We start from the raw sequence: 22,584 nt of genomic DNA, 5'->3' as shown, positions 1-22,584 counted from the left end.
ATGTAAGCAAACTGTTGCGGAGGAACCCTTATGTACGATAAAATGGGGTACATAAAGAGTTACAGCAAGTGTTTGCCTAGTTACGTTAGGCGGACGGTATATATAGTGTTAGCGCACTATATATACACGCTGTGCTCTTTTATTTTTTATTAGTTTTATTTTGGATTTTTTCGGTAACAAATTGGTCACAAACAACCAGAAATATGTTGCCATTTATAAATTTAGATAAAGCACAAAACTGCGTAATATAGCCGTTTTGTGCTTTTTTTTGAACATAAAGTTTTACACGTGAACGATTACGTTAATTGATTCAGAAGGGGATCAGCGCATTGCTGAAAGAAGAATTGATACGAAAGGGGTTGTAATCAATGGGTCATTCATTGAATGCTAAGTACGGATTAAAAAGAGTTATTAATGCGAGCGGTAGAATGAGTATTTTAGGTGTATCCGCTCCGACAAATACAGTGATGGATGCGATGAAGCATGGTGGACAAAATTATGTGGAAATTGCCGATTTAGTAGATAAAGCGGGAGACCATATTGCGAGAATTTTAGATTCAGAGGCAGCGGTCGTTGTGAACTCAGCATCGAGTGGAATTGCGCTTTCTATCGCTGGTATCGTTACAGAAGGAAACCGTCGTAAAAGTGAACGACTTCATCAAGAGGTAATCCTGAAAAACGAAGTGATTATGTTAAAAGGTCATAACGTTCAATACGGTGCTCCTGTTGAAACGATGATTTATTTAGGCGGAGGTAAGTTAGTTGAAGTCGGTTACGCAAATGAAGGAAAAGCGGAACATATTGAAGATGCAATCGGCGAAAATACAGCAGCTATTCTTTATGTGAAATCGCATCATGCAGTGCAAAAAAATATGATTTCTGTTGAAGAAGCGTGGGAAGTAGCACAGCGAAATAGCGTACCACTTATCGTTGATGCGGCAGCTGAAGAAGATATTCAAAAATACGTGAAGTATTCAGACCTAGCCATTTATAGCGGTTCAAAGGCAATTGAAGGACCTACTTCTGGTATTGTCGGCGGGAAACGAAAATATATCGAATGGCTGAAAGTGCAATTACATTGCAGCGGTAGAAGTATGAAAGTTGGGAAAGAGACGACTTTCGGCTTACTTCAAGCGCTTGATGAGTACGGAGTGAAAGAAGATAAGAGTGAGCAAGAAAAAGAGTTGTTACAAGTACTTATGCCGCTGAAAGAGTTAAACGGTGTAAATGTAACAATCGTTCAAGACGAAGCTGGAAGAGCAATTTTTAGAGCGCGTATTCATATTAACGAGAACGAATTAAATAAAACTGCAAAAGATGTTGTGACCGCGTTACGCGAAGGGGAAATCGCAATTTACACACGTGATTACGGAGTAAGACAAGGGTTCTTTGATATCGATCCACGCCCACTTCAAGGTGATGACATACATGTAATTGAAGAAAAAATGAGAGAAATTGTAGGGGGAAACTAAAATGACAAACATTCAAAAACGTTTTTATAAAGGCCGCGTAGCATTAAATGTATTAGCGAACAATATCGAAAATGCGAAAGATATCTTTGAGGCAGCAGAAGGTTATGTAGTCGTTGGAGTGTTATCAAAAGATTATCCAACAGTAGAAGAAGCAGTAACTGCGATGAAAGCATACGGAAAAGAAATTGATGACGCTGTATCAATCGGACTTGGAGCAGGAGATAATCGCCAAGCAGCAGTTGTAGCTGAAATTGCGAAGCATTATCCTGGTAGTCATATTAACCAAGTGTTCCCTTCAGTAGGAGCAACGCGCGCAAATCTTGGCGGAAAAGATAGCTGGATTAATAGTTTAGTATTACCTACAGGAAAAGTAGGTTACGTAAATATTTCTACTGGCCCAATTAGTGCAGCTGGGGAAGAAAAAGCAATCGTTCCAATTAAAACAGCAATCGCACTTGTACGTGATATGGGCGGGAATTCATTGAAATACTTCCCAATGAAAGGCTTAGCTCATGAAGAAGAATATCGCGCTGTTGCGAAAGCATGTGCGGAAGAAGGATTTGCATTAGAGCCAACAGGCGGAATTGATAAAGAGAACTTTGAAACAATTGTACGTATTGCATTAGAGGCAAATGTAGAGCAAGTTATCCCGCACGTGTACTCTTCTATTATTGATAAAGAAACTGGCAATACGAAAACAGAAGATGTTCGTGAAATACTAGCGGTCGTGAAGAAGTTAGTTGATCAATATGCGTAAGAAAATTGCAGCATTCGGTGAAGTAATGATGCGCCTGCAAGTGCCAGGGTATGAATTGCTGTCGCAAGCAAACACATTAAATTACTCATTTTCAGGTACAGGTGTGAACGTTGCAGCAGCACTTTCTCATCTAGGGCATGAAGGTTTTCTTATTTCAACTTTACCGGAAAATTCGGTTGGAGATGCAGCGGTATCGCACATTCAAAAACTAGGGATTCAAGCACCGTTTATTTCAAGAGGCGGTAAATATGTTGGTATGTACTTTTTAGAAAATGGATTTGGAGCACGCGCAAGCCGCGTTACATATTCGAACCGATTAGAAAGTAGTTTCAATACGGCGTCTGAAGAGATGTACCAGTTTGAAAAAATCGCTAAAGAAATTGATATCGTTCATTTTTGCGGAATTACACTTGCGATGAATGATACTGTGCGCCATCATATGAAATCTTTGACGAAGGCAGTTAAAGAAAATGGAGGCACTGTCGTTTTCGATTGCAACTATCGTCCATCGCTCTGGGGAGAAGATGGGTATGAACAGGCGAAACCTCATTATGAAGAAATGCTAGGCTTTGCCGATATTGTAATGATGAATGAAAAAGATGCGATGTTTGTTCTCGGAATGAAAACGGAAGAGACAGAGCGAGAAGCACAGCTTGTTGATCTTATTCCAAAAGTCGCTGAAATATATAATATCGCTACAATTGCTGGTACACATCGTTCTATTAATAGCGATAATACACACTCACTTCGCGGATTCATATGTAAAGATGGAACGTTCACTTTTGCCAAAACACTTACGTTTTCTGTATATGATAGAATAGGTGCTGGAGATGCTTATACGAGCGGAATTATTCATGGCGAGATAGAAAAGTTTGCACCAGAGAAAGCTGTTTCATTTGCGTCAGCAGCTGGAATGCTTGCACATACAATCGTCGGTGATACGCCAATGTCATCAGAGAAAGATATACTTCGGGCAATGACGGCATCAGTAGGTGATGTAGAAAGGTAGTGGGTGTAACGGTGAACGTAACGAGAAAAAGAGGTCCATTATATTTACAAATTAAAAATATTATTCGTGATCGAATATTACATGGTGTTTATGCCATTCATACAAATATTCCTTCTGAACCACAATTAGAAGAAGAGTTCAAAGTGAGTAAAATTACAGTGCGAAACGCAATTAAAGAACTCGTTCAAGAAGGATATTTAGAAAAGAAAAGTGGTAAAGGAACGAAAGTCATTCGAAATACTTCTGCGACAAAGCTTTCAAAGGGAAAGAAATTTACAGAAGTGTTAGTGGAAGAAGGCTATAAAGTACAAAAGAAATTGCTAAAGGCAGAAGTGGTTCATAATGAAGAAGGAACAGTACCATTTCGTTTGTTTGGTAAAGAGAGTTTTCGTATTGAGCGTCTATATGCTTTAAATGATACTCCGTACATTCATTATACGCACTATTTCTCAGCACAAATGGCAAGTACAGACTTAGCGGACTTTGACTTACAATCGCTTTATGATCTAGTCGAGGACCGTGGTATACATTTAGAGAACTTCAGAGATGAATTCGCTGTTGGATTTGCGCCTAATTTCGTTGCAGAAGCGTTAGGAGAAAAAGAGGGAACAGCGTTATTAAAACGTATGCGCTATTCTTACGATGAAGTTGGCGAAGTAATTGAATATAGTGAAGGCTACTACAATACGGAAATGCAGCATTACGTTGTAAATTATGATGTGTAAAAAATGAAGAGGGACCAATTCCCTCTTTTTCTGTAAAAAATTTTCATATCGAAGGGGAATGGGATATGGATATATACTTATTAATCGTCACGTTAATTGCGATCGCAATTGTTATTTTAGGGGTATCGTGGTGGAAGTGGCATGCGTTTATTAGTTTAACAGTTGCTAGTCTATTTTTAGCTATTATGTCTGGGTTGAACTTGACCAAAATTGTTACTGCCTATGAAACTGGTGTTGGTAGTGTACTAGGGCATTTAGTTGGTATTTTGGCTCTCGGAACAATTTTAGGGAAAATGATGTCTGATTCAGGGGCTGGCATGCAAGTAGCAGATTTCTTCATTCGATTCTTCGGGGTGAAAAAATTACCTTGGGCTATGTTATTCGCCGGATTTGTTATAGGGATTCCAGTATTTTTTGAAGTAGGGATTGTCATCTTATTACCACTCGTTATTTCAATTCGAAAAACAACGAAACAAAATATATTGTTAATTGCGTTACCTGTTATTGCTGGATTATCGATTGTACATGGGCTAGTGCCGCCGCATCCAGGTGCGATGACAGCAATCGGTATTTATAATGCGAATTTAGGAAAGGTACTATTGTATTCATTAATTATCGCGTTACCAACAGCAATTATTGCAGGACCGATATTTGCAAAGTGGGTACATAAGAGGGTTATACCTGAAAATGAACCGGAGCTTGTTCGGGTTACGACAGTATCTACTGATTTGCCAAGTCGTAAAGCTTCATTCTTTATCATTTTATTACCAGTAGTTTTAATGATTTTATCAGTAGTCGCACCATATATTTCATTACCGAAAAAAATAACTGAATTTTTAGTATTTGTAGGAAGTCCGGTAATCGCTTTACTTATTTCATGTTTCGCAGCGTTTTATTTGCTTGGCATAAAACAAGGAATTAATAAAAAGGTGATTAAAAAATTAACAGATGAAAGTTTACTACCTGTCGGTTCCATTATTTTAATAATCGGTGCAGGCGGTGGATTTAAACAAATATTAATTGAAAGCGGCGTTGGAACAGCCATCGCTCAAATGGCAGAACATATTTCATTATCACCAATCGTCTTAGCGTTCATGGTAGCGGGATTAATCCACAGGTTCAGCTACTGTAGCATTAACGACAGCAGCTGGAATTGTTTCACCGGTTATTCAGCACATGTCTGGTGTAAATTTAGAATTACTCGTTATTGCAACCGGTGCAGGTTCATTAATGTTTTCTCACGTAAATGATGCAGGATTCTGGCTTGTAAAAGAGTATTTAGGTTTGACAGTAAAAGAAACGTTTAAAACGTGGACGGTGCTGGAGACATTGTTATCATTTATTGCATTCGGCTTTGCGCTTTTACTTAATATGTTTGTTTAGAAGAAGGGGGTGCCTATTTAAAGGTATCCTCTTTTTGTGTTGGGGCTCTTTTCATGAAACAAGCCCGTTTTTAGGAGTGCCAAGCTTCCGATTTGCCCTGAAAACATAATATAAATGGAATCCCCTCATTTAGAGCAAGACGATCTTGTTATGAATGATACTAAAGGAGGAATAGAGTAATGAGCGAAAAGTGTGAACACAGACATGATGATTGCGACCGTAGACGTGGGTGCGGCGGCGGTTTTGCGCTTCTAATCGTATTGTTTATTTTATTAATCATTATCGGTGCTAGCTGCTTCGGCGGAGGCGGCGGCGGTTATGGTGGTTACGGCGGTTATGGTGGCTATGGCAGCGGCTATGGTGGATATTGCTGCTAATTATTTAAAAACTATTGAAAATAGCCTTGTGCAATATGCACAAGGCTATTTTATTCATATTTTTATATGCTGTGATAATTTATTAATGTACAGAGAGCGGATTAAGAAAAAGAAAACAATCTCGATAATCCCGAAAAAGGTGAGTACAATCAGTAACTCTTTTAGTAACGAGAAAGAAAACATGCTTTGTAAAAACTTAACCGCAAATAACGTGTGAACACCAGCAACGATGTAAGGAACGAAAAATAAAATTCCTAATTGAATCGTTGCGGAGCGAAACATTTCTGATTCAGTTAAGCCCAGTTTTGTAATCGTAATGTACTTTTGTTTTTCATTCGTTAAGTCGTTATACATACGGAAGTATAAAACGCTAGCCGCACCGATAAAGAAGATAAAGCCAAGAAATGCCCAAATAAAGAATTGAGCAACTGCATTTTCTTTATTATGGAGTAACTCATCAGTAGCTGTATAAATATTAAAAGGGACGGGAGATGCATGCTTATCGTCTTTATGTGCCTCATAATATTTTTCGGTGTCATTACTAATACTTTTTAATATATTTTTCGTTGGAATAATTGCATTTTCCCAATTATCCACGAAGTAGTTATAAACTGTAATGGTTTCAATATGAGGAATCATAGTATCGATTGCATAATCTTGCATAATAACTAAATTTGCTAATGCAAATGGTGGTGCTATTCCTTTGTTAATAAATCCCTTTATATAAAACTCCTTTTTATTGGATTCAAGCGTAATTGTATTTTGTTTTACAAATGGATTTGATACAAGGTTTAATAGCTCTGGTGAATAGCCAGAAATAATGTAAACTTCTTTTGAATCAAGGGTGATTGTAGGTCTCTTTAACTGCTTAGCAATTTCGTTATAATCACTCATTTTCATAATTGCAATCTCTTCTTTTGAAGCATTATCTTTTAAAAGCGTAAATTTGTATTTTTCATATTGAAAATGAGCATTGGAAAGTTCGGATTCAATAGTATTAACGTGCTTTCGTTCAAGGGAATGATCCCCTTCTAATTTGTATGTGAAGGGAATTGGATATCGTTCTAGTATCGACGCTTTTGTATTATTATTCGCAGCAAATAGTCCGATAATAATCGTAAATGCAAGCGCAGATAGCATAGAAACGATAAAGAGTACATTAATATTACTACGGGTACGAGCAACTAAGTCTGAAATCCATAACATGTTTATTTGTTTCAAATAAAACTTTCTACGCTTCTTTAAAATATAGATAAAAAGAAGAAATGTTTGTGAAAAGAAAAAATATGTTCCGACTACTACGAGTGGCAAAATAGATAATATAATAAATAAGACAGATCCGTTTTGCACATTTTTTTCGGTTACGTAGCCTTGTGGATAACCGGCAATATAATAACATAACCCTAAACAAGTTAAAGCAAATATCGAAATGAGTATAGACGGTCTTTTTTCGGCTGTCACTTTCTTGTTCCCTTTAATAAGATGGACTGTTTTACGAGTCCGAATAAACATAGGTGTAAATGTAGAAACGATTAAAAATAAAATGATAAACGTTACGGTTGTCACGATAATCGCTTCTGTTGGCCAATATAAATAGAGACCTTTCGCACTTGTTAATTTTGAAGTGACTAATAAGAAAAAATTAGAGAACACTAGGCCACCTTGTATACCGATAAAGATGGACAATATCCCGATTATCATGTTTTCAGTAAATAACAGTCTTTTTAATTGTTTCTGTGAGATACCGAGAATCGTGAGTATCCCGAATTGCTGCTTCCGTACATTTAAAAATGTTCCAATTGAATATAAGAGAAAGAAGAACGAGAACATAACAATCACAAGCTGTGCTGTACTCGCTAAATTCATTAGAGGATCCCGTTCTTGAAAGCTTTGTACATTTTGTAAGCGTGGATGATACGCGTATACAGTAAATGAAAAGAAAACCATTATAGAAAAAGCACTACTTACAAAATAAGCAAAATATGCTTTAGAATTACGCGAGACATTTTTAAATGCAAATTGCCAAAACGTCATCCACGCCTTCCTCCTAATAATGCTAAAACATCTAATATTTCTTGATAAAATTTCTCGCGATATAGTCCGCGGTGTAATTCATTGTAAAGCCCACCATCTTTAATGAAAATAACGCGGTTACAATAACTTGCTGCAAACGGATCATGAGTAACCATTAAAATTGTGGCATCCTCTTCTTTATTTAATTTCGTAAATAGCTCCATTACATCAATTGCTGCTTTAGAATCTAAGTTTCCTGTCGGTTCATCCGCAAGTAGAAGTGACGGATGATGAATAACAGCGCGTGCTACCGCGGTACGCTGTGCTTGTCCTCCAGAAACTTCAAAAATACGCTTGTCCAAAATATGATCAATTCCAAGTTTCTTTGAAATGTTATCGAGTTTTTCGTCCATCTCTTTTAAAGGAACATTATCTAAAGTTAAAGGCAGTACGATATTTTCACCGATTGTTAGTGTATCTAATAGGTTAAAGTTTTGGAAAACAAACCCTAACTCTTGGCGGCGGAAAATAGCTAGTTTCTCTCTACGAAATGTGTGCGGTTTTTTTCCATTAATCACGACATCACCAGAAGTAGGGGAGTCAATTGTAGAGATAACGTTTAAAAATGTAGATTTACCGCTACCAGATGGTCCCATGATAGCAACAAATTCTCCTTTATCTACATGTAAATTTATATTTTTTAAAGCAGTATGAGGGACCTTTCCTTCATACACTTTTGAGACGTTTTTTATGTGTAATACTTCTTCCATAATAATCACCTTTCTATTTTTAAAACTTAATATGTTGTGATAATTTTTGCATATAAAAGGAACGAATTAAAAGGAAAAAGATAATTTCAACCGTTCCAAAGATTACAAGTACAACTGTAATCTCAGCGAATAATGATAGATGTAATATCTCTTGTAACATCTTTGTCGCAAACATCGTATGGATCGATGCCATAATGTAAGGAACAAAGAAAAGAATCGCAAGTTGAATTGTAGCGGATTGCTTCATTTCGACTTCTGTTAAACCGATTTTTGTAATCGTTATATACTTTTCTTGCTCATTTGTTAAATCCGTATACATACGGAAGTAAAGAACACTGCCAGCTCCGATAAAGAAAATAACACCTAGGAAAGTACCAATTAAGAAAAACGAAGCAACATTTAATTTTGTTTTGTATAGAGAATCGCTTGCTTCACTTGCATGAAACGGTGGATGTTCTGCCTGAATAGCTGCATTGTCATTATCAATTTTTGTTATAAATGCTGAACCAATATTATGTGCCTTTTCCCAATCTGGAACTTTGAAGCTATATACACTCATCTGTTTTGAAGTGGTTGATAAGGCTTCTACATTTTCATCAGATAGTACGAGTAATTGGTATATTAAGCTGTTTGGGAAGGGGTTATAACTTTTATATTCTTTCACTTGTAGTTGTAAATTGTTTTGAGTAAGTGGAAGAATATTTTTCCTTTCTTTAGTATGAATTGTTCCAATAACTTGATCGTCTAAGTCTTTCATAAGAATATAAGATTCATTCTTATTCACCGTGAGAGTTTCCCAGCTTAATGCTTTAGCAAGTACATTATAGTCACTTTGTTTAATGGCATAATAGAGCTGTGTGTTATCCTCAGCTGAAGATACTTCATATATGTCTGTTTTAAATTTTGTATAAGTAAAGTGCTCTTCATTAAATTTTTGCTCTAACCAGTTTAAATGTTCATCAGCTAACGTATTTTCAGTATGTGATAAATAAGTAAACGGGAAAGGGTTTTGCCTTATTTCATCAAACTTTGTGAATTTCCCAAACCCATATAAGAATGTAATCATTGTGAAAGCGAGTGTCGATAACATCGTCACGATAAAGAGCATGTTAATATTTGTCCGAATCCGAGTTGCTAAATCAGAAACCCAAAGCATATTAATACGTTTCATATAAAATTTTCTTCTCGTCTTTAATATGCGAATGAGTAAGAAGCTAATTTGTGAGAAGAAAAAATATGTCCCAGCTGCAGCAAGTGATGGGATGACAAATATACAGGAGGCAGCGTACAAAAGCCCAGTGATATCTCCTAGTGACATAAAATATAGTGGGTTTGCTGCTAAAACATATCCAGATATTAAACATATCGCACCAAAGAGAGAGATGAGTACAGATGCTTTTCTTTCTTTTTGTTTTGTTCCTTCTTTTAAAAGACGTACAGCTTTTCTCGTACGGATTAGCATCGGTGTAAAAGATGATACGAGAATGAAGAGTCCAAGAAAGATAATTATAGTTAAAACGATAGCAGCTGTAGGCCACCAATATAAATATAAACCAGGCACATGCGTAATTTTGGCGGTAACTAATAAAAAGAACTGTGAAAAGACAAGGCCAAATTGAATGCCGAAAAATATGGATAGGCCACCAATTAGCATGTTTTCTAGAAATACGAGCCTCTTTAATTGCTTTGGAGATATGCCAAGTACTGTTAAAATCCCGAACTGTTTTTTTCGTACTTTTAAGAAAGTACCGATTGAATATAGTAAAAAGAAAAATGAAAAGAATACAATGACAACTTCTGAGATTGTCATTAATATGTTCAGAGCAGCATTCACGCCGGTCATATGCAATTTAGGATGAAATAAATAAACTGCAAACGAGAAGAAAATTGCAATGGAAAACGCACTGCTTACAAAATAGGCGAAATAAGCTCTGGCGTTCCGCGTCACGTTTTTAAATGCAAACTGCCAAAATGTCATGCGCCTAAACCTCCTAATAGGTTGAAGATGAAAGAGTATGAGAGATACTCTTTTCATCAAGTTTGTCTTAAATAATTTGTCCATTCGTATACTGTGATAATTTTTGCATATAAAGTGAACGAATGAATAAGAAAAATACGATTTCAACGAATCCAAAAATAATAAGAACGGCTGAAACTTCTTTGAACAAAGATAAACCAATTACATCTTGTAGCATTTTCGTTGCAAACATTGTATGAATGGATGCCATAATGTAAGGAACGAAAAATAAAATGCTAAGTTGAATGGTTGCAGATTTTTTCATCTCTGCATCTGTTACACCAATTTTTGAAATTGCTACATATTTTTCTTGTTCGTTCGTTAAATCTGTATACATTCTGAAGTAAAGAACGCTACCTGCTCCAATAAAGAAAATGACACCTAAGAATGTCCCGATTAGGAAGTATGCGGCACTTCCTGATGTTATTCTATATAGTGACCCTGCCGATTCAAAGGAGCGAATAAGAGGTCCTTTGTACTGGGATTTATCTCGATCTTTTTGCACCTTTTCTATAAAATCATCTGCAATTTTATACGTTTTTTCCCAGTTTTGTACTTTATAATTGTACGCTGATACATGTTTAGTTGTATTGGGGAAATTTTCTACAACAGCATCAGGTAAAACTAACGTTTGATATGAAAAGGTAGATGGAATTGCATTCACATATTCATAGCCTTTTACTCGTAATTTCGTATTTGTGCTAGAGAGTGTAATGTAGTCTCTGTTGTAGCTTTGCTCAAACTCATTAAATATGGTGATATAAGATGTCCCTGTTAAAACATATGCTTCGTTATCATCCATGAATAGTTGTTTTAATTGTAAAGAATCCGCAAGTTTGTTATAGTCACTTTGCTTAATTGCATATACGTCATTATAAATGGCTATACCTTGATCTTCTTTTAATGGTGCTTCATATAAATCAGCGTTTATTTTCTCATAAGAGAAATTTTCCCTTTGTAATTGCTGCTCAAGCCAATTCAAGTGTTCTGTAACAAAAGGATTCGCATCATAAGAAAAATAAGAAATTGGAAAAGGTGAAGTTTTAGTAACATCTAGTTTAATAAATTTCCCGAATCCATATAAAAACGTAATCATTGTAAAAGCGACGGTAGATAGCATGGTCACAATAAAAAGCATATTAATATTTGTTCGAATACGGTTTGCTAAATCAGATATCCAAAGCATATTTATCCGTTTCATATAAAATTTTCTTCTTTTTTTCAAAATATAAATAAGTGAAAAACTAATTTGCGAAAAGAAAAAATACGTTCCCATTGTAACAAACGTTGGGATTACGAAGATACTTGAAACCATGTATATAACACCTATTTGCGGGCTTACTGAGACAAAATATTTAGGATTTCCAGCTAAAGCATAGCCGCCTAATAAACAGATAGCACCAAATAAAGAAATAAATATGGATGGTTTTCTTTCTTTTTGTTTTCCACCATTTGTTTTTAAAAGGTGTACCGCTTTTTTTGTACGAATAAGCATTGGTGTGAATGCAGATACAATGATAAAAAGACTAAGAAAAACGATGGTCGTTAAAATGATTGCGTTAGTAGGCCCGTATAAATATATACCTGGTACGTGCGTAATTTTCGCTGTCACTAATAAGAAAAATTGCGAAAAAACAAACCCAAACTGTATGCCGAAAAAGATAGATAAAATACCAATTAACATATTTTCCGTAAAAACGAGACGATGTAATTGCTTTTTCGATATACCTAAAATGGTTAAAATCCCAAATTGTTTTTTACGAACTTTTAAAAATGATCCAATCGAATATAGTAAAAAGAAGAAAGAGAAGAAAACAATTACTACTTCTGAAAATATCATTAACCCTGAAATTTCAGAGATCATATTGAAGTTTTGTAATTTCGGATGAAATAAATAAACAGCAAACGAAAAGAAAACAGCAATAGAGAAGGCACTGCTTATAAAGTAGGCAAAATAAGCTCTTGAGTTGCGCGTTACATTTTTAAATGCAAATTGCCAAAATGTCATAATATATGCCTCCCGTTAGCAGGCCGATATGTAGTCTTATTGCAAAAAATGTATGAGAGTAAATTCTCATACATTTTGCTAGCATATGTTATGGTCATGCTTCGGTCACCTTCTCAGTGTTTTCTGCTTGATTGTTTGCAGCGTTGTGGAAGATGATTTTAATCGTCGTTCCTTTGCCAACTTCAGAGTCTAGTTTCACAGAGTGACCTAAATAATCACAAATTTTACTTACAATATAAAGCCCCATACCAGTAGATTCTCCGAATGCACGACCGTTTTTTCCAGTGTAAAAAGGTTCAAATACTCTTCGAATATCTTCTTGCGGAATACCAACGCCTTCGTCACGAACTTCCAAAATAATATCTTTACCATTGCGATAAGCTGATAAGAAAACTTTCTTTCCGCGCTCACCAGAGTAGCGAACTGCATTTGTCATTAACTGATAAATGATGAACTTTAGCCATTTCGCATCAGAAGCAACCTTTAAATCTGAATGAACTTCTAAAACGGGGAAGACTCCGTTTCGAATGAATAATTCTTTCAATCCGTTAATATTTTTTGTTACAGCATCTTTTAATGAAATCGTCTCAACATGGAAGTCTTCATGGAAGTTGTTTAACCTTGCCATATATAAAGCCATATCGAGTCCTTGATTTAATCGTTCTAATTCTTTTTTGAATTTCGGGATTAAATGTTCATCTTCCATTTCAAGCACCATAAGCTGCATAACAGAAACAGGCGTTTTCATTTGATGCACCCAATGGTTAATAAATAATTGGTGTTCTTGCTGTTTTACTTCGAATGTTTGTAGGTCTTTTTGGAATAGACGATATTGCGTACGAACGAGCTCGTTTACACCGTGTGGCATAGGAGCAGTCGCTCTTTCAATAAACGCATCTTCCAGTTTCTCTGGTGGTTCACTTAATCTGTGATACATTCTACGGTTACGAACGTAACGATAAGCGAGGAAACAGATGAATAAGTATAAACTTAAAACGATGAAGTAAAACTTATTATTTTGAAATCCGTCTACTGCATCATAAAGAACGAAAATGATTCCGAAGTTTAATACATATAGTAGGAAAAATGCAAAATGATCACGTAAAAATAGTTTCATGCTTATTCACTCCAAGTTGCGTTAAAACGATACCCAAGTCCACGTACTGTTTCAATAGCATTTTCAATACCAAGCTCATTGAACTTTTTACGAAGACGCGTGATGTTTACGTTTAATGTATTTTCCTCAACGAAGCTTTCGTCGTCCCAAAGAGCGGCTAGTAAATCTTCACGACTCGCTGTACGAGGAAATTTAGATAACAACATTTCTGCTAAAATTGCTTCTTTCTTCGTTAAAAGAACTTGCTCAGCGCCGAAATGAATTTCTGGACGCTCAGGGAATAGTTTTAGTCCTTCAACTTCAACGATACGCTCAGAAATATTTGGTGCATAATCACCGTAAATACGGCGTAATTGCCCTTTAATTTTTGCCATTACAACGTCGTAGTGGAACGGTTTTGTAATGTAATCATCCGCACCGCTTTCAATCGCCATAATTTGCTCCATTTCACCTGCGCGTGCCGAAATGAAAATAATTGGACAAGTAGATTCATGACGAATTTGACGGCACCAGTAGAATCCATCGAATTTCGGTAAGTTTACATCAAGTAAAACAAGATGTGGTTTCACAGCGTTAAACGATTCCATAATATCATCGAAGTTCTCCGCAACAACAGCATCATAGCCATATTTTTGAATGTGAGATTGTAGTAATGATGAAATATTTGGATCGTCTTCAACGATTAAAATTTTATACATATGTATATTCCTCCTAAAAAAACAATTGTAGCTATAGTGTATCATGTGTTTCTCGTCTTTTCATTATGTTGAAATATAAGCTAGTAAACAATATAGGTCAAAAGTGGAAAAAGTAAAAAGGGCTAGGGATACAATTGACAATTAACTGAAAATATTTTAACATTTAGATAAATATCTAAATGTCTAATTATCGAAAGGAAGAAAGACATTGAATCAAGCATTTAAAGCATTAGCAGACCCAACAAGGCGAAAAATTTTAGATTTATTAAAAGAAGGCGATTTAACAGCTGGGGAAATTGCTGAACAGTTCAACATGACAAAGCCAAGTATTTCTCATCATTTAAATGCACTTAAAAATGCTGAACTTATCCAAGATGAAAAAAGAGGACAATTCGTTATGTACTCTTTAAACACAACTGTATTTCAAGATTTATTGACTTGGGTGTTTACGTTTACGAATAAGGGGGAAGAGGGGAAATGAAAAAGCATCTTTTTGCAATTATATTAGTTCTTATAACTTGTATCGCATGGGCGTTTGCTTGGCCACATTTGCCGGATACAATCGCGACACATTGGAGTGGTGGTAAGGTAGATGGCTATTCTTCTAAACTTTACGGAATGATTTCTATGGTTGGAATTATGATTGCGTTATATGTATTTCTAAATGTGATACCAAAGATTGATCCAAGGAAAGCAAATTACGAGAAATTTTCTAAAGCTTTTATGATGATGAATAACGGGATAATCCTGCTACTATTTGTAGGGAATATAGATATTATTACAAGTGGACTAGGATATAATTTATTCATTAATCGAGTTCCAGAATTATTAGTTGGTGTTTTATTTTTAGTGATGGGTAATTATTTACCGCAGTGTAAGCCTAACTTTTTCGTTGGGATGCGTAATCCTTGGACGTTAAGTAATGAAGAAGTATGGCGGAAAACACATCGATTTAGTGGAAAAGTATTTGTAGCTTTAGGACTCATTATGATTATAAGTGTTTTCGCTCCAGCTGATTGGAGATCTTATATGATGCTAGGGATTATAGTAGTTGCTGTCCTCATAACAAATTTATATTCTTACGTTTTATATAAAAAAGAAATGCAATTGTGAGCAATAAGGGATTGAACTGTACTAGTCAAATTTTATATTTATAGTTTTTATGTGTTAAGAAATTGTAATACTCAGTGGGGGTAACGAAAAGCTCACTGAGTAAATTTTTTGTTTAAGGGTCTGAAAATTCAGTCAAAAAGATAGTTTGGGGGAAATCACATGTTAGAAATTATAAATTTTAGCAAGACATACAAAGGTGGCAAAAAAGCAGTAGATCAGTTAAATATTACTGTTCAAGCAGGAGATATCTTTGGATTTATTGGGCATAACGGTGCGGGGAAAAGTACAACAATTAAGTCGTTAGTTGGAGTTATAGATTTTGAAGAGGGTGAAATTTTTGTTGATGGATATTCAGTAAAAAAGGATCCGATTGCATGTAAGAGAGTAATGGCGTATATTCCCGATAATCCAGATTTATATGAGCAATTAACAGGAATTCAATATTTAAACTTTGTTGCGGATGTGTTTAAAGTGTCTGCGAAGGATCGGGAAGAACAGATACAAAAGTATGGAGATGCTTTTGAGATTACACCGTACCTAGGTGATTTAATATCTTCTTATTCACATGGTATGAAACAAAAAGTGGCGATTATATCAGCGGTTTTGCATAAACCGAAATTATTAGTTTTAGATGAACCCTTCGTGGGTCTTGATCCAAAGGCTGCTGTAGTGTTGAAAGGTATTATGAAGGAGCTTTGTGAAAAGGGAAGTGCGATTTTCTTTTCTACACATGTTTTAGATGTGGCGGAGAAGTTATGTAATAAAATAGCGATGATTAATAGAGGGAAATTAGCACTTTCAGGGGAAGTGAATTCTTTAATAAAGGAAGGATCATTGGAAGAGCTCTTTATGAAGGAGCTTGCTAATGAATATTAGTAGTCTAGGTCTTTTAAAAATCCGCTTGATAACGCAGCTTGGTTTAAATACTTTTAAATACGAAAAAGATAAAAAGAAGAAGCAGAATAAGATTTTACTGTCAGCATCTATTGCCTTAGTTGGTGTCATGTTAATGCTATATTGTGGGGCCTCGGCATATGGGTTGGTGAGACTAGGAATAAGTGAAATTATCCCAGTTTATGCACTAGTTATTAGCAGTGTATTGACGTTGTTTTTCACTATATTTAAGGCAAATGGAGAGATTTTTGCTTTTAAGGATTACGATCTTTTAATGTCATTACCGATTCGTGTAAGTACGGTTATTACAAGTAGGTTTTTGTATTTATATTTGCTGAATACGATCTTTTCAATCATAATCATGCTACCAATGGGAGTTGTTTATGGCATACATGAGAGGCCATCAGTTTCTTTTTACTTTATGTGGTTAATCAGTATGTTTATAGCATCTTTAATTCCAACAACAATAGCAGCGATTTTTGGAGCTGCTATTACGGCAATCGCTTCTAAATTTAAAAATACGAATAAAATAACTACGACTTTAAGTTTTATAGTAATTATTACATTCGGTTTCTTTATGCTAAAAAGCGGAAATGCTCAATATAGTCTTAATGATATGAACGGAATAGGTGCAATTATTTCAGAGCAACTAACTAAAGTGTATCCATTAGCTAACATGTTTCAAAAAGCAATTGTTCATGCTGATATTGTAGCTTTCATCCTGTTTGTTGGGATATCGGTTATTTGGTATTATCTTTTTGTAAAAATCCTTTCGTTAAAATATAAGCAAATAAATACAGAGATTACCACTTATCATATGCTTTCAAATTATGAGATTCATAGCATGAGAAAAGAAAGTGTATTGGCCGCATTGTATAAAAAAGAACTGAAGCGTTTCTTTTCTTCTACAGTGTATGTGGTAAATAGCGGAATGGGAGTTGTGATGGCGCTAGCTTTCGCACTAGCTATAGTTGTAGTAGGGCCAAGTCAATTAATAGCGTATCCTGGAATTGAGCCTCTGTTGCAAAAGATTGCTCCATTTGCTATTTCAGCAGCGATTTCGATGACGTGTACAACATGTGTGTCATTGTCTTTAGAAGGAAAAAATGTATGGATTATTAAGTCGTTGCCTATAGCGCCAAAGATGATTTATGACAGTAAAATTCTTATGAATCTTTCATTAAGTATACCTGCATCACTTATTAGTGCTGTATTACTGATAATAGGGTTAAAACTAGATGTTTGGAGTTCTCTTTTCATCGTAATAACACCGATAACATATTCATTATTTTCGGCAGTATGGGGGATTTTTATTAATAATCGATTTGGTTATTATGATTGGGTATCAGAAACTCAAGTAGTAAAACAAAGTATAGGATCGTTTGTCGGTATGTTCGGTGGCTTAATTATGGCTGTTATACCTGCCTTGTTAATCGGTACTGCTACGATCTCGAACTACAGAGTGTTTACTTTTGGAGTTGTTATAGTACTTACGATTGTTACTATTTTCTTGTATAAGAACGAGTCGAGAAGAAGTATAAAATAAAGTTAATGTCATATTCGTATTTTGTTTGTAAAGAAGAAGTTAAAATAAAAAAGCTACTGCTCCTTTGAAAGGAGCAGTAGCTTTTTTATTTTAGGGAAATTTGGATCTAGACATTATTTCTTCAAAACCGGTATCCAAATTTCACTTTTGAAGTTTGGAGAAGTTACATCTTTCTGTTCATTCCACAATATTTCCGGTCCTTCTGCTAGTTCATAGTTCGAAGAAGGGAACCATTCGGAATAAATACGTCCCCACACATTTTGTAATGCATCAGGAAATGGACCGACAGCTTCAAATATAGCCCATGTTGAAGCTGCGACTTCAAGTTGCGCAAATTGCTCTGGGCAATCTTTCGTTGTGGCTACTCCAATATAGTGATCGAGTTCGCCTTTTTCTTCCATTCTTCCTTCAGAAAAGTTAGTAGAGGCACTAATGATTCCATTTGGGTTCACATTTGAAAGCATCTTTAATGTTTGAATGGACTGTGGGGTTAAACTTTTCCACATAGAAGCAATTTCTTTGTTTACACCGTTAAAAACAATCGGTACTCGTTTTTGTATACCAATGATTTGAAATGGCCCTTTTTCTTCAATTCGATAGTTCATTTCATTTCCTCCTTGAATGGATAGTTGGAAGGTCATTGGTGAATAAGCCTTCAAAGAACGAATTGTACTTCGAGCTTCTGAAGGCGTTATTCCGTGCAAATTTTGAAATGCACGTGTAAATGAATCTGGTGAGTTGTATCCATATTTTATAGCGACATCAATGACTTTTGCATTGCTATCTTTTAGTTCAAAGGCAGCAAGGGTAAGACGTCTACAGCGAATATATTCTGATAGTGATATGCCAGCTAGAAAAGAAAACATTCTTTTGAAATGATATTCGGAGCAGAAAGCTATTTTTGCGACTTCTTTAAAATCAATTTCGTGTGTAAGGTTGTCTTCAATATACTGCATTGCCGCATTCATATTTTTAAGTGAATCCATACTATGACCTCCTTTGTATATAGAATAGCAAGAATGAAATAGCTCCATCCGACATTTCATGCACAACTTTGTAGGGGGCATTTTTAACCTTACAAAATTGTAATGTTCCTGTAAGGAGAATGAATGGATGGCATGATATCCCAATGTTATAGTAACAAAGTACTTTAGCTCATTAGGTTAAATTTTGATTTCTCCGCTTATGTGCCTTACATAACTGTCATGTTTGTGTAAGAAACATCGATAGTGGCAAGAGTAGAGAGTGTATATAGTTGAAAATAGAGAATAGAAGAAATGAGGGATGTCGAGATGAAAACAGTGTTAGAAGCAAAAAATATTGAAAAAGTATATGACACAGGTGGGAATAAATTTGCAGCTTTAAAAGGTATTAACTTACAAGTAAAAGAAGGTGAGTTCGTTGGAATTATGGGACCTTCTGGTTCTGGTAAGACGACGCTACTAAACGTTCTTTCTACAATTGATAATGCGACGAACGGTGAAATTTTAATTGATGGAAAAGATATCGTGAAGATGAACGATGATAAGCTGGCGTTATTCCGCCGCGATCATTTAGGGTTCATTTTCCAAGATTATAACTTATTAGATACGTTAACGGTGAAAGAGAATATTGCGTTACCTCTTGCGTTATCAAAGGTGAAAGCGAGTGAGATTGATCGCCGCGTTCTTGAAATCTCAAAGAAATTCGGTATTGATCATATTTTAAGTCAGTTCCCATATCAAGTATCTGGTGGACAGAAGCAGCGCTGCGCAGCATCGCGCGCGATCGTTACAAGTCCTAGTATGATATTTGGGGACGAACCGACTGGAGCACTTGATTCTAAATCAGCGACAGATTTATTAGAAAGTATGAAGTCGTTAAATGAATATGATAATTCTACAATTTTGATGGTAACGCATGATGCATTTGCGGCGAGTTATTGTAAACGAGTTATTTTCATTAAAGATGGTGAGTTATATAAAGAATTGCACCGCGGTGAATCAACACGTAAACAGTTCTTCCAAAAAGTCGTTGACGTAATGTCTTCCATTTCTGGAGGTATGGCTGATGACCTTATCTAGCATTGCCCTCCGCAACATACAGCGGAACTTTAAAGACTACTTTGTATATTTTGCATCTATGATATTTAGCATCGTCATTTATTTTACATTTAAGGCGTTGCAGTATAATTCACAAATGGAAAAAGCTGCGGAAGCTTCTAAAAAAATTGGCGGTGCATTTCAAGTTTCAAGTGTCATGCTAATCATCTTCGTAGCGGTATTCATTATATATTCGAACAGTTTCTTTACACGGAAGCGTAAAAAAGAAGTTGGACTATATTCGTTACTTGGTATTCGTAAAAGGCAGATCGGTAAAATGCTCTTTTATGAAAATATGTTAATGGGATTAATGTCTTTAGTTATAGGGATTGCGATTGGTAGCGTCCTTTCAAAACTATTCCTTGAACTACTAGTAAGTATGATGGGGTTGAACTTAAATGTTCATTTTGACGTACCGATGGCTGCAATTGTTGATACAGCAATTATTTTCTTTGTGATTATATTGTATACATCACTTCAAGGGTATCGTTTAATTTATCGATTCAAGCTAATTGAACTTTTCCGCGCTGAACGTGAAGGAGAAGCAATGCCAAAAGGATCAGTAATTATGGCCTTACTTTCAATTTTCTTAATCGGTTCAGGTTATTTCTTAGCATTGATGTATGTGAAGGCACTTAAGTATGCAGACTTTATGGTAGTCGCACTTTACATTTTACTTGCGACAGTATTAGGTACGTACTTACTATTTATGTTCTTTACAGTATTCGTATTAAAACGTGCAAGAAATAATAAATCATCGTTTTATAACGGTATGAATATGGTAACGACGTCACAGTTACTATATCGTATTAAAGGAAATGCAAAGTCACTTGCGACAATTTCTATTTTAAGTGCAGTAACATTAACGGCAGTTGGTACGTCAGTTACGATGTATTACAACACATTTACGCAATCAAAAGCAGCTATGCCATACAGTTATTCTTATGAGAAAAAAGATGCGGAGCTTGATAAGAAAGTAAATACAATTCTTGCGGAAGAGAAGCAGGATCATCCTGTTAAAGATCAATTTGAAATTGAAACGGTTCCTGTCAAAGGGAAGTTCGAAGGGGATAAAGTTGATTTCATTCTTAATATGAACTACACGATTTCAGAGAAATATCAGTTTATATCTCAGTCTGAATTTAACAAACTTGCTAAAAAAATTGATGCGGAAACAGTGAATATAACTACTGGTGAAGCATTTATATATGATAGCTCTTATATTGAAGGGCATGAGTTTAGTCCACAATATAAAGGAAATAAAGCGGTATTCCAAATTGGCAATGAAACGAAGAAATTAACGATTCAAGGCGCAAATGATAATGCAATTACAAACTTAGGTGAACTAGTTGTTGTCGTTTCAGATGAAATGTATGAACAAGCGAAGCAAGCATTTGGAACACGTGTTGTAAAAAATATTGATGTAAAAGATGAAAGAAACAGTAAAGTATTAACAGAGAAATTAACAAAAGTGATGCCAGCTGGTGAATCAGAAATGGTACCACCATTTAGAGATTTCTATACTGGTTTCCATATGGGGCTTGAAGGAACGGGACTAATGATGTTCATCGGAATGTTCTTAGGACTTGTATTCTTACTAGCAACAGGCTCTATTATTTACTTCAAGCAATTAACTGAAGCAAATGCAGATCGTGAGCGTTACATTGTACTTCGTAAAGTTGGTGTAACGAAACAAGAAATGAAAAAAGCTATTGCAAAACAAGTAAGCTTTATCTTTGCGATTCCGTTAGTAATTGGAATCCTGCACAGCTTATTTGCACTAAAAGGTTTAGCAAACTTATTACCATTTGAAATTATGATTCCACTCCTAATTAGTATCGGAGTATATGGCGTCATTTATATCGGATATTACTTCTTAACAGTTCGCTCTTATTATAAGATTGTGAGCGCGAAGTAATAGACGGTAGCTGTAAGGGAATAAGAACTATAAAATAGTGATTCACCTGATTTTTTAGTCAGGTGAATCACTATTTTTTGTTTTGATAAGTGCTAGTGAGAGATAAAACAAATAACATTTGAGGAGGGAGTAGGCATACAGAATTTGTGTACTGTAAGTCTGTCATTCTTATTATATTAATAAAATGATGTAAATGGAGTGTTACATATTACTTGATGGGAATAGCATGAATTTTATAGACATAATTAACGCACATCAATTATGTCTATAAAACTAAAGGTATGTTTATAGTCAAAGGTGTCTATGCATATTACATAACGCTTCAAAGGGTCTATTTCAATTACAGTCATACATATTGTGGGAAAATAACCATCTTCATAATAAGTGATTAATATTTCTTTTTCGGAAATGAATGAATGTAATAGAAGGTCTTCAATCCTCTCTCTATCATTTTGTGGTGATACCCTTACCTTGCGTGTGCCAGCGGCTTGTTCAGGTATAATAGTCATTTGATTCAATTTCGAAGTGTCGCTATCTTTTGATATATTTGCGCTACTCATGCCTTATATTCTCCTAACAATATATTTTCTGTATCTTTCTGACTTAGGAAGAACAATTACTATTTGATCACTATTAATTCAAGCGCTAAGTTTCTTATTTTCTTGAACGGAATACATTGTATAAGC

At 35.3% G+C, this 22,584-nt stretch carries 19 protein-coding genes and 1 pseudogene; 12 read left to right on the top strand and 8 right to left on the bottom strand.

All coding sequences use genetic code 11. The features are described from left to right. Nucleotides 1-368 precede the first annotated feature (368 nt). From AB3X49_RS06905 to AB3X49_RS06880, 6 genes and pseudogenes are all read left to right on the top strand, one after another. A complete protein-coding gene (locus tag AB3X49_RS06905) occupies nucleotides 369-1,472 on the top strand; it encodes a DgaE family pyridoxal phosphate-dependent ammonia lyase (protein ID WP_367961166.1) in 1,104 nt (367 codons plus the stop codon). Nucleotide 1,473: 1 nt separating this feature from the next. Beyond that, nucleotides 1,474-2,229 carry a 2-dehydro-3-deoxy-phosphogluconate aldolase gene (gene dagF, locus AB3X49_RS06900; protein ID WP_367961164.1) on the top strand — a complete coding sequence of 252 codons (756 nt, stop codon included), beginning with the start codon at nucleotides 1,474-1,476 and terminating at the stop codon, nucleotides 2,227-2,229. Further along, nucleotides 2,222-3,238, top strand: a complete 1,017-nt coding sequence (locus AB3X49_RS06895) for a sugar kinase (protein ID WP_367961162.1) — start codon at nucleotides 2,222-2,224, stop codon at nucleotides 3,236-3,238. The genes dagF and AB3X49_RS06895 overlap by 8 nt, the downstream gene beginning before the upstream one ends. Then, a complete protein-coding gene (locus AB3X49_RS06890) occupies nucleotides 3,238-3,963 on the top strand; it encodes a GntR family transcriptional regulator (protein WP_002015828.1) in 726 nt (241 codons plus the stop codon). The genes AB3X49_RS06895 and AB3X49_RS06890 overlap by 1 nt, the downstream gene beginning before the upstream one ends. 65 nt (nucleotides 3,964-4,028) lie before the next feature. Next, nucleotides 4,029-5,346 (top strand): annotated as a pseudogene (gene gntP / locus AB3X49_RS06885) (gluconate permease GntP). A 179-nt stretch (nucleotides 5,347-5,525) separates the two neighbouring features. After that, a complete protein-coding gene (locus AB3X49_RS06880; protein WP_367961159.1) occupies nucleotides 5,526-5,723 on the top strand; it encodes a YjcZ family sporulation protein in 198 nt (65 codons plus the stop codon). A gap of 54 nt (nucleotides 5,724-5,777) precedes the next feature. Here AB3X49_RS06880 and AB3X49_RS06875 read toward each other — a convergent pair whose 3' ends face one another. From AB3X49_RS06875 to AB3X49_RS06850, 6 genes are all read right to left on the bottom strand, one after another. Beyond that, on the bottom strand, nucleotides 5,778-7,757 hold the full coding sequence (locus AB3X49_RS06875) for an FtsX-like permease family protein (RefSeq protein WP_367961156.1): 1,980 nt from the start codon (nucleotides 7,755-7,757) through the stop codon (nucleotides 5,778-5,780). Next, nucleotides 7,754-8,506, bottom strand: coding sequence for an ABC transporter ATP-binding protein (locus tag AB3X49_RS06870; protein WP_000393251.1), 753 nt, complete (start codon nucleotides 8,504-8,506; stop codon nucleotides 7,754-7,756). Before AB3X49_RS06870 ends, AB3X49_RS06875 begins: the two co-directional genes overlap by 4 nt. A gap of 19 nt (nucleotides 8,507-8,525) precedes the next feature. After that, nucleotides 8,526-10,484: an FtsX-like permease family protein gene (locus tag AB3X49_RS06865; RefSeq protein ID WP_367961154.1), complete on the bottom strand. Its 1,959-nt coding sequence runs from the start codon at nucleotides 10,482-10,484 to the stop codon at nucleotides 8,526-8,528. A gap of 67 nt (nucleotides 10,485-10,551) precedes the next feature. Further along, a complete protein-coding gene (locus AB3X49_RS06860; RefSeq protein ID WP_367961152.1) occupies nucleotides 10,552-12,531 on the bottom strand; it encodes an FtsX-like permease family protein in 1,980 nt (659 codons plus the stop codon). A gap of 94 nt (nucleotides 12,532-12,625) precedes the next feature. Further along, nucleotides 12,626-13,648, bottom strand: coding sequence for a sensor histidine kinase (locus AB3X49_RS06855; protein ID WP_002015836.1), 1,023 nt, complete (start codon nucleotides 13,646-13,648; stop codon nucleotides 12,626-12,628). 2 nt (nucleotides 13,649-13,650) lie between these two features. After that, complete coding sequence (locus tag AB3X49_RS06850; RefSeq protein WP_000276730.1) at nucleotides 13,651-14,346, bottom strand: response regulator transcription factor; 696 nt, start codon at nucleotides 14,344-14,346, stop codon at nucleotides 13,651-13,653. A 208-nt stretch (nucleotides 14,347-14,554) separates the two neighbouring features. On the opposite strand from AB3X49_RS06850, the gene AB3X49_RS06845 reads away from it, so the two are divergent. The 4 genes from AB3X49_RS06845 (at nucleotide 14,555) to AB3X49_RS06830 (ending at nucleotide 17,899) form a co-directional block, all read left to right on the top strand. Next, nucleotides 14,555-14,827, top strand: a complete 273-nt coding sequence (locus AB3X49_RS06845; RefSeq protein WP_002089211.1) for an autorepressor SdpR family transcription factor — start codon at nucleotides 14,555-14,557, stop codon at nucleotides 14,825-14,827. Further along, nucleotides 14,824-15,459 (top strand): SdpI family protein, encoded by a 636-nt coding sequence (locus AB3X49_RS06840; RefSeq protein WP_367961150.1) that lies wholly within the window; start codon nucleotides 14,824-14,826, stop codon nucleotides 15,457-15,459. The genes AB3X49_RS06845 and AB3X49_RS06840 overlap by 4 nt, the downstream gene beginning before the upstream one ends. Nucleotides 15,460-15,618: 159 nt before the next feature. After that, nucleotides 15,619-16,335 carry an ABC transporter ATP-binding protein gene (locus AB3X49_RS06835; RefSeq protein ID WP_085312655.1) on the top strand — a complete coding sequence of 239 codons (717 nt, stop codon included), beginning with the start codon at nucleotides 15,619-15,621 and terminating at the stop codon, nucleotides 16,333-16,335. Beyond that, entirely contained in the window at nucleotides 16,325-17,899 is a 1,575-nt protein-coding gene (locus tag AB3X49_RS06830; protein ID WP_367961148.1) for a putative ABC transporter permease subunit, read from the top strand. Before AB3X49_RS06835 ends, AB3X49_RS06830 begins: the two co-directional genes overlap by 11 nt. Before the next feature lie 113 nt (nucleotides 17,900-18,012). Here AB3X49_RS06830 and AB3X49_RS06825 read toward each other — a convergent pair whose 3' ends face one another. Next, nucleotides 18,013-18,885, bottom strand: coding sequence for an AraC family transcriptional regulator (locus AB3X49_RS06825; protein ID WP_201064110.1), 873 nt, complete (start codon nucleotides 18,883-18,885; stop codon nucleotides 18,013-18,015). A 306-nt stretch (nucleotides 18,886-19,191) separates the two neighbouring features. Here AB3X49_RS06825 and AB3X49_RS06820 point away from each other — a divergent pair, with 306 nt between their 5' ends. Then, entirely contained in the window at nucleotides 19,192-19,962 is a 771-nt protein-coding gene (locus AB3X49_RS06820; RefSeq protein WP_000859659.1) for an ABC transporter ATP-binding protein, read from the top strand. Further along, nucleotides 19,949-21,898 (top strand): ABC transporter permease, encoded by a 1,950-nt coding sequence (locus AB3X49_RS06815; RefSeq protein WP_367961144.1) that lies wholly within the window; start codon nucleotides 19,949-19,951, stop codon nucleotides 21,896-21,898. The genes AB3X49_RS06820 and AB3X49_RS06815 overlap by 14 nt, the downstream gene beginning before the upstream one ends. Nucleotides 21,899-22,143: 245 nt before the next feature. On the opposite strand, the gene AB3X49_RS06810 is transcribed toward AB3X49_RS06815, so the two are convergent. Further along, nucleotides 22,144-22,458 (bottom strand): YolD-like family protein, encoded by a 315-nt coding sequence (locus tag AB3X49_RS06810; protein ID WP_002089202.1) that lies wholly within the window; start codon nucleotides 22,456-22,458, stop codon nucleotides 22,144-22,146. Between the last annotated feature and the right edge of the window lie 126 nt (nucleotides 22,459-22,584).

Origin of the sequence: Bacillus sp. C30 (assembly GCF_040838255.1) — a bacterium.
Classification (GTDB): Bacteria; Bacillota; Bacilli; order Bacillales; family Bacillaceae_G; genus Bacillus_A; species Bacillus_A mycoides.
Note: the sequence above shows the minus strand (reverse complement) of the source record. Positions and strands in the feature narration are given on the sequence as shown.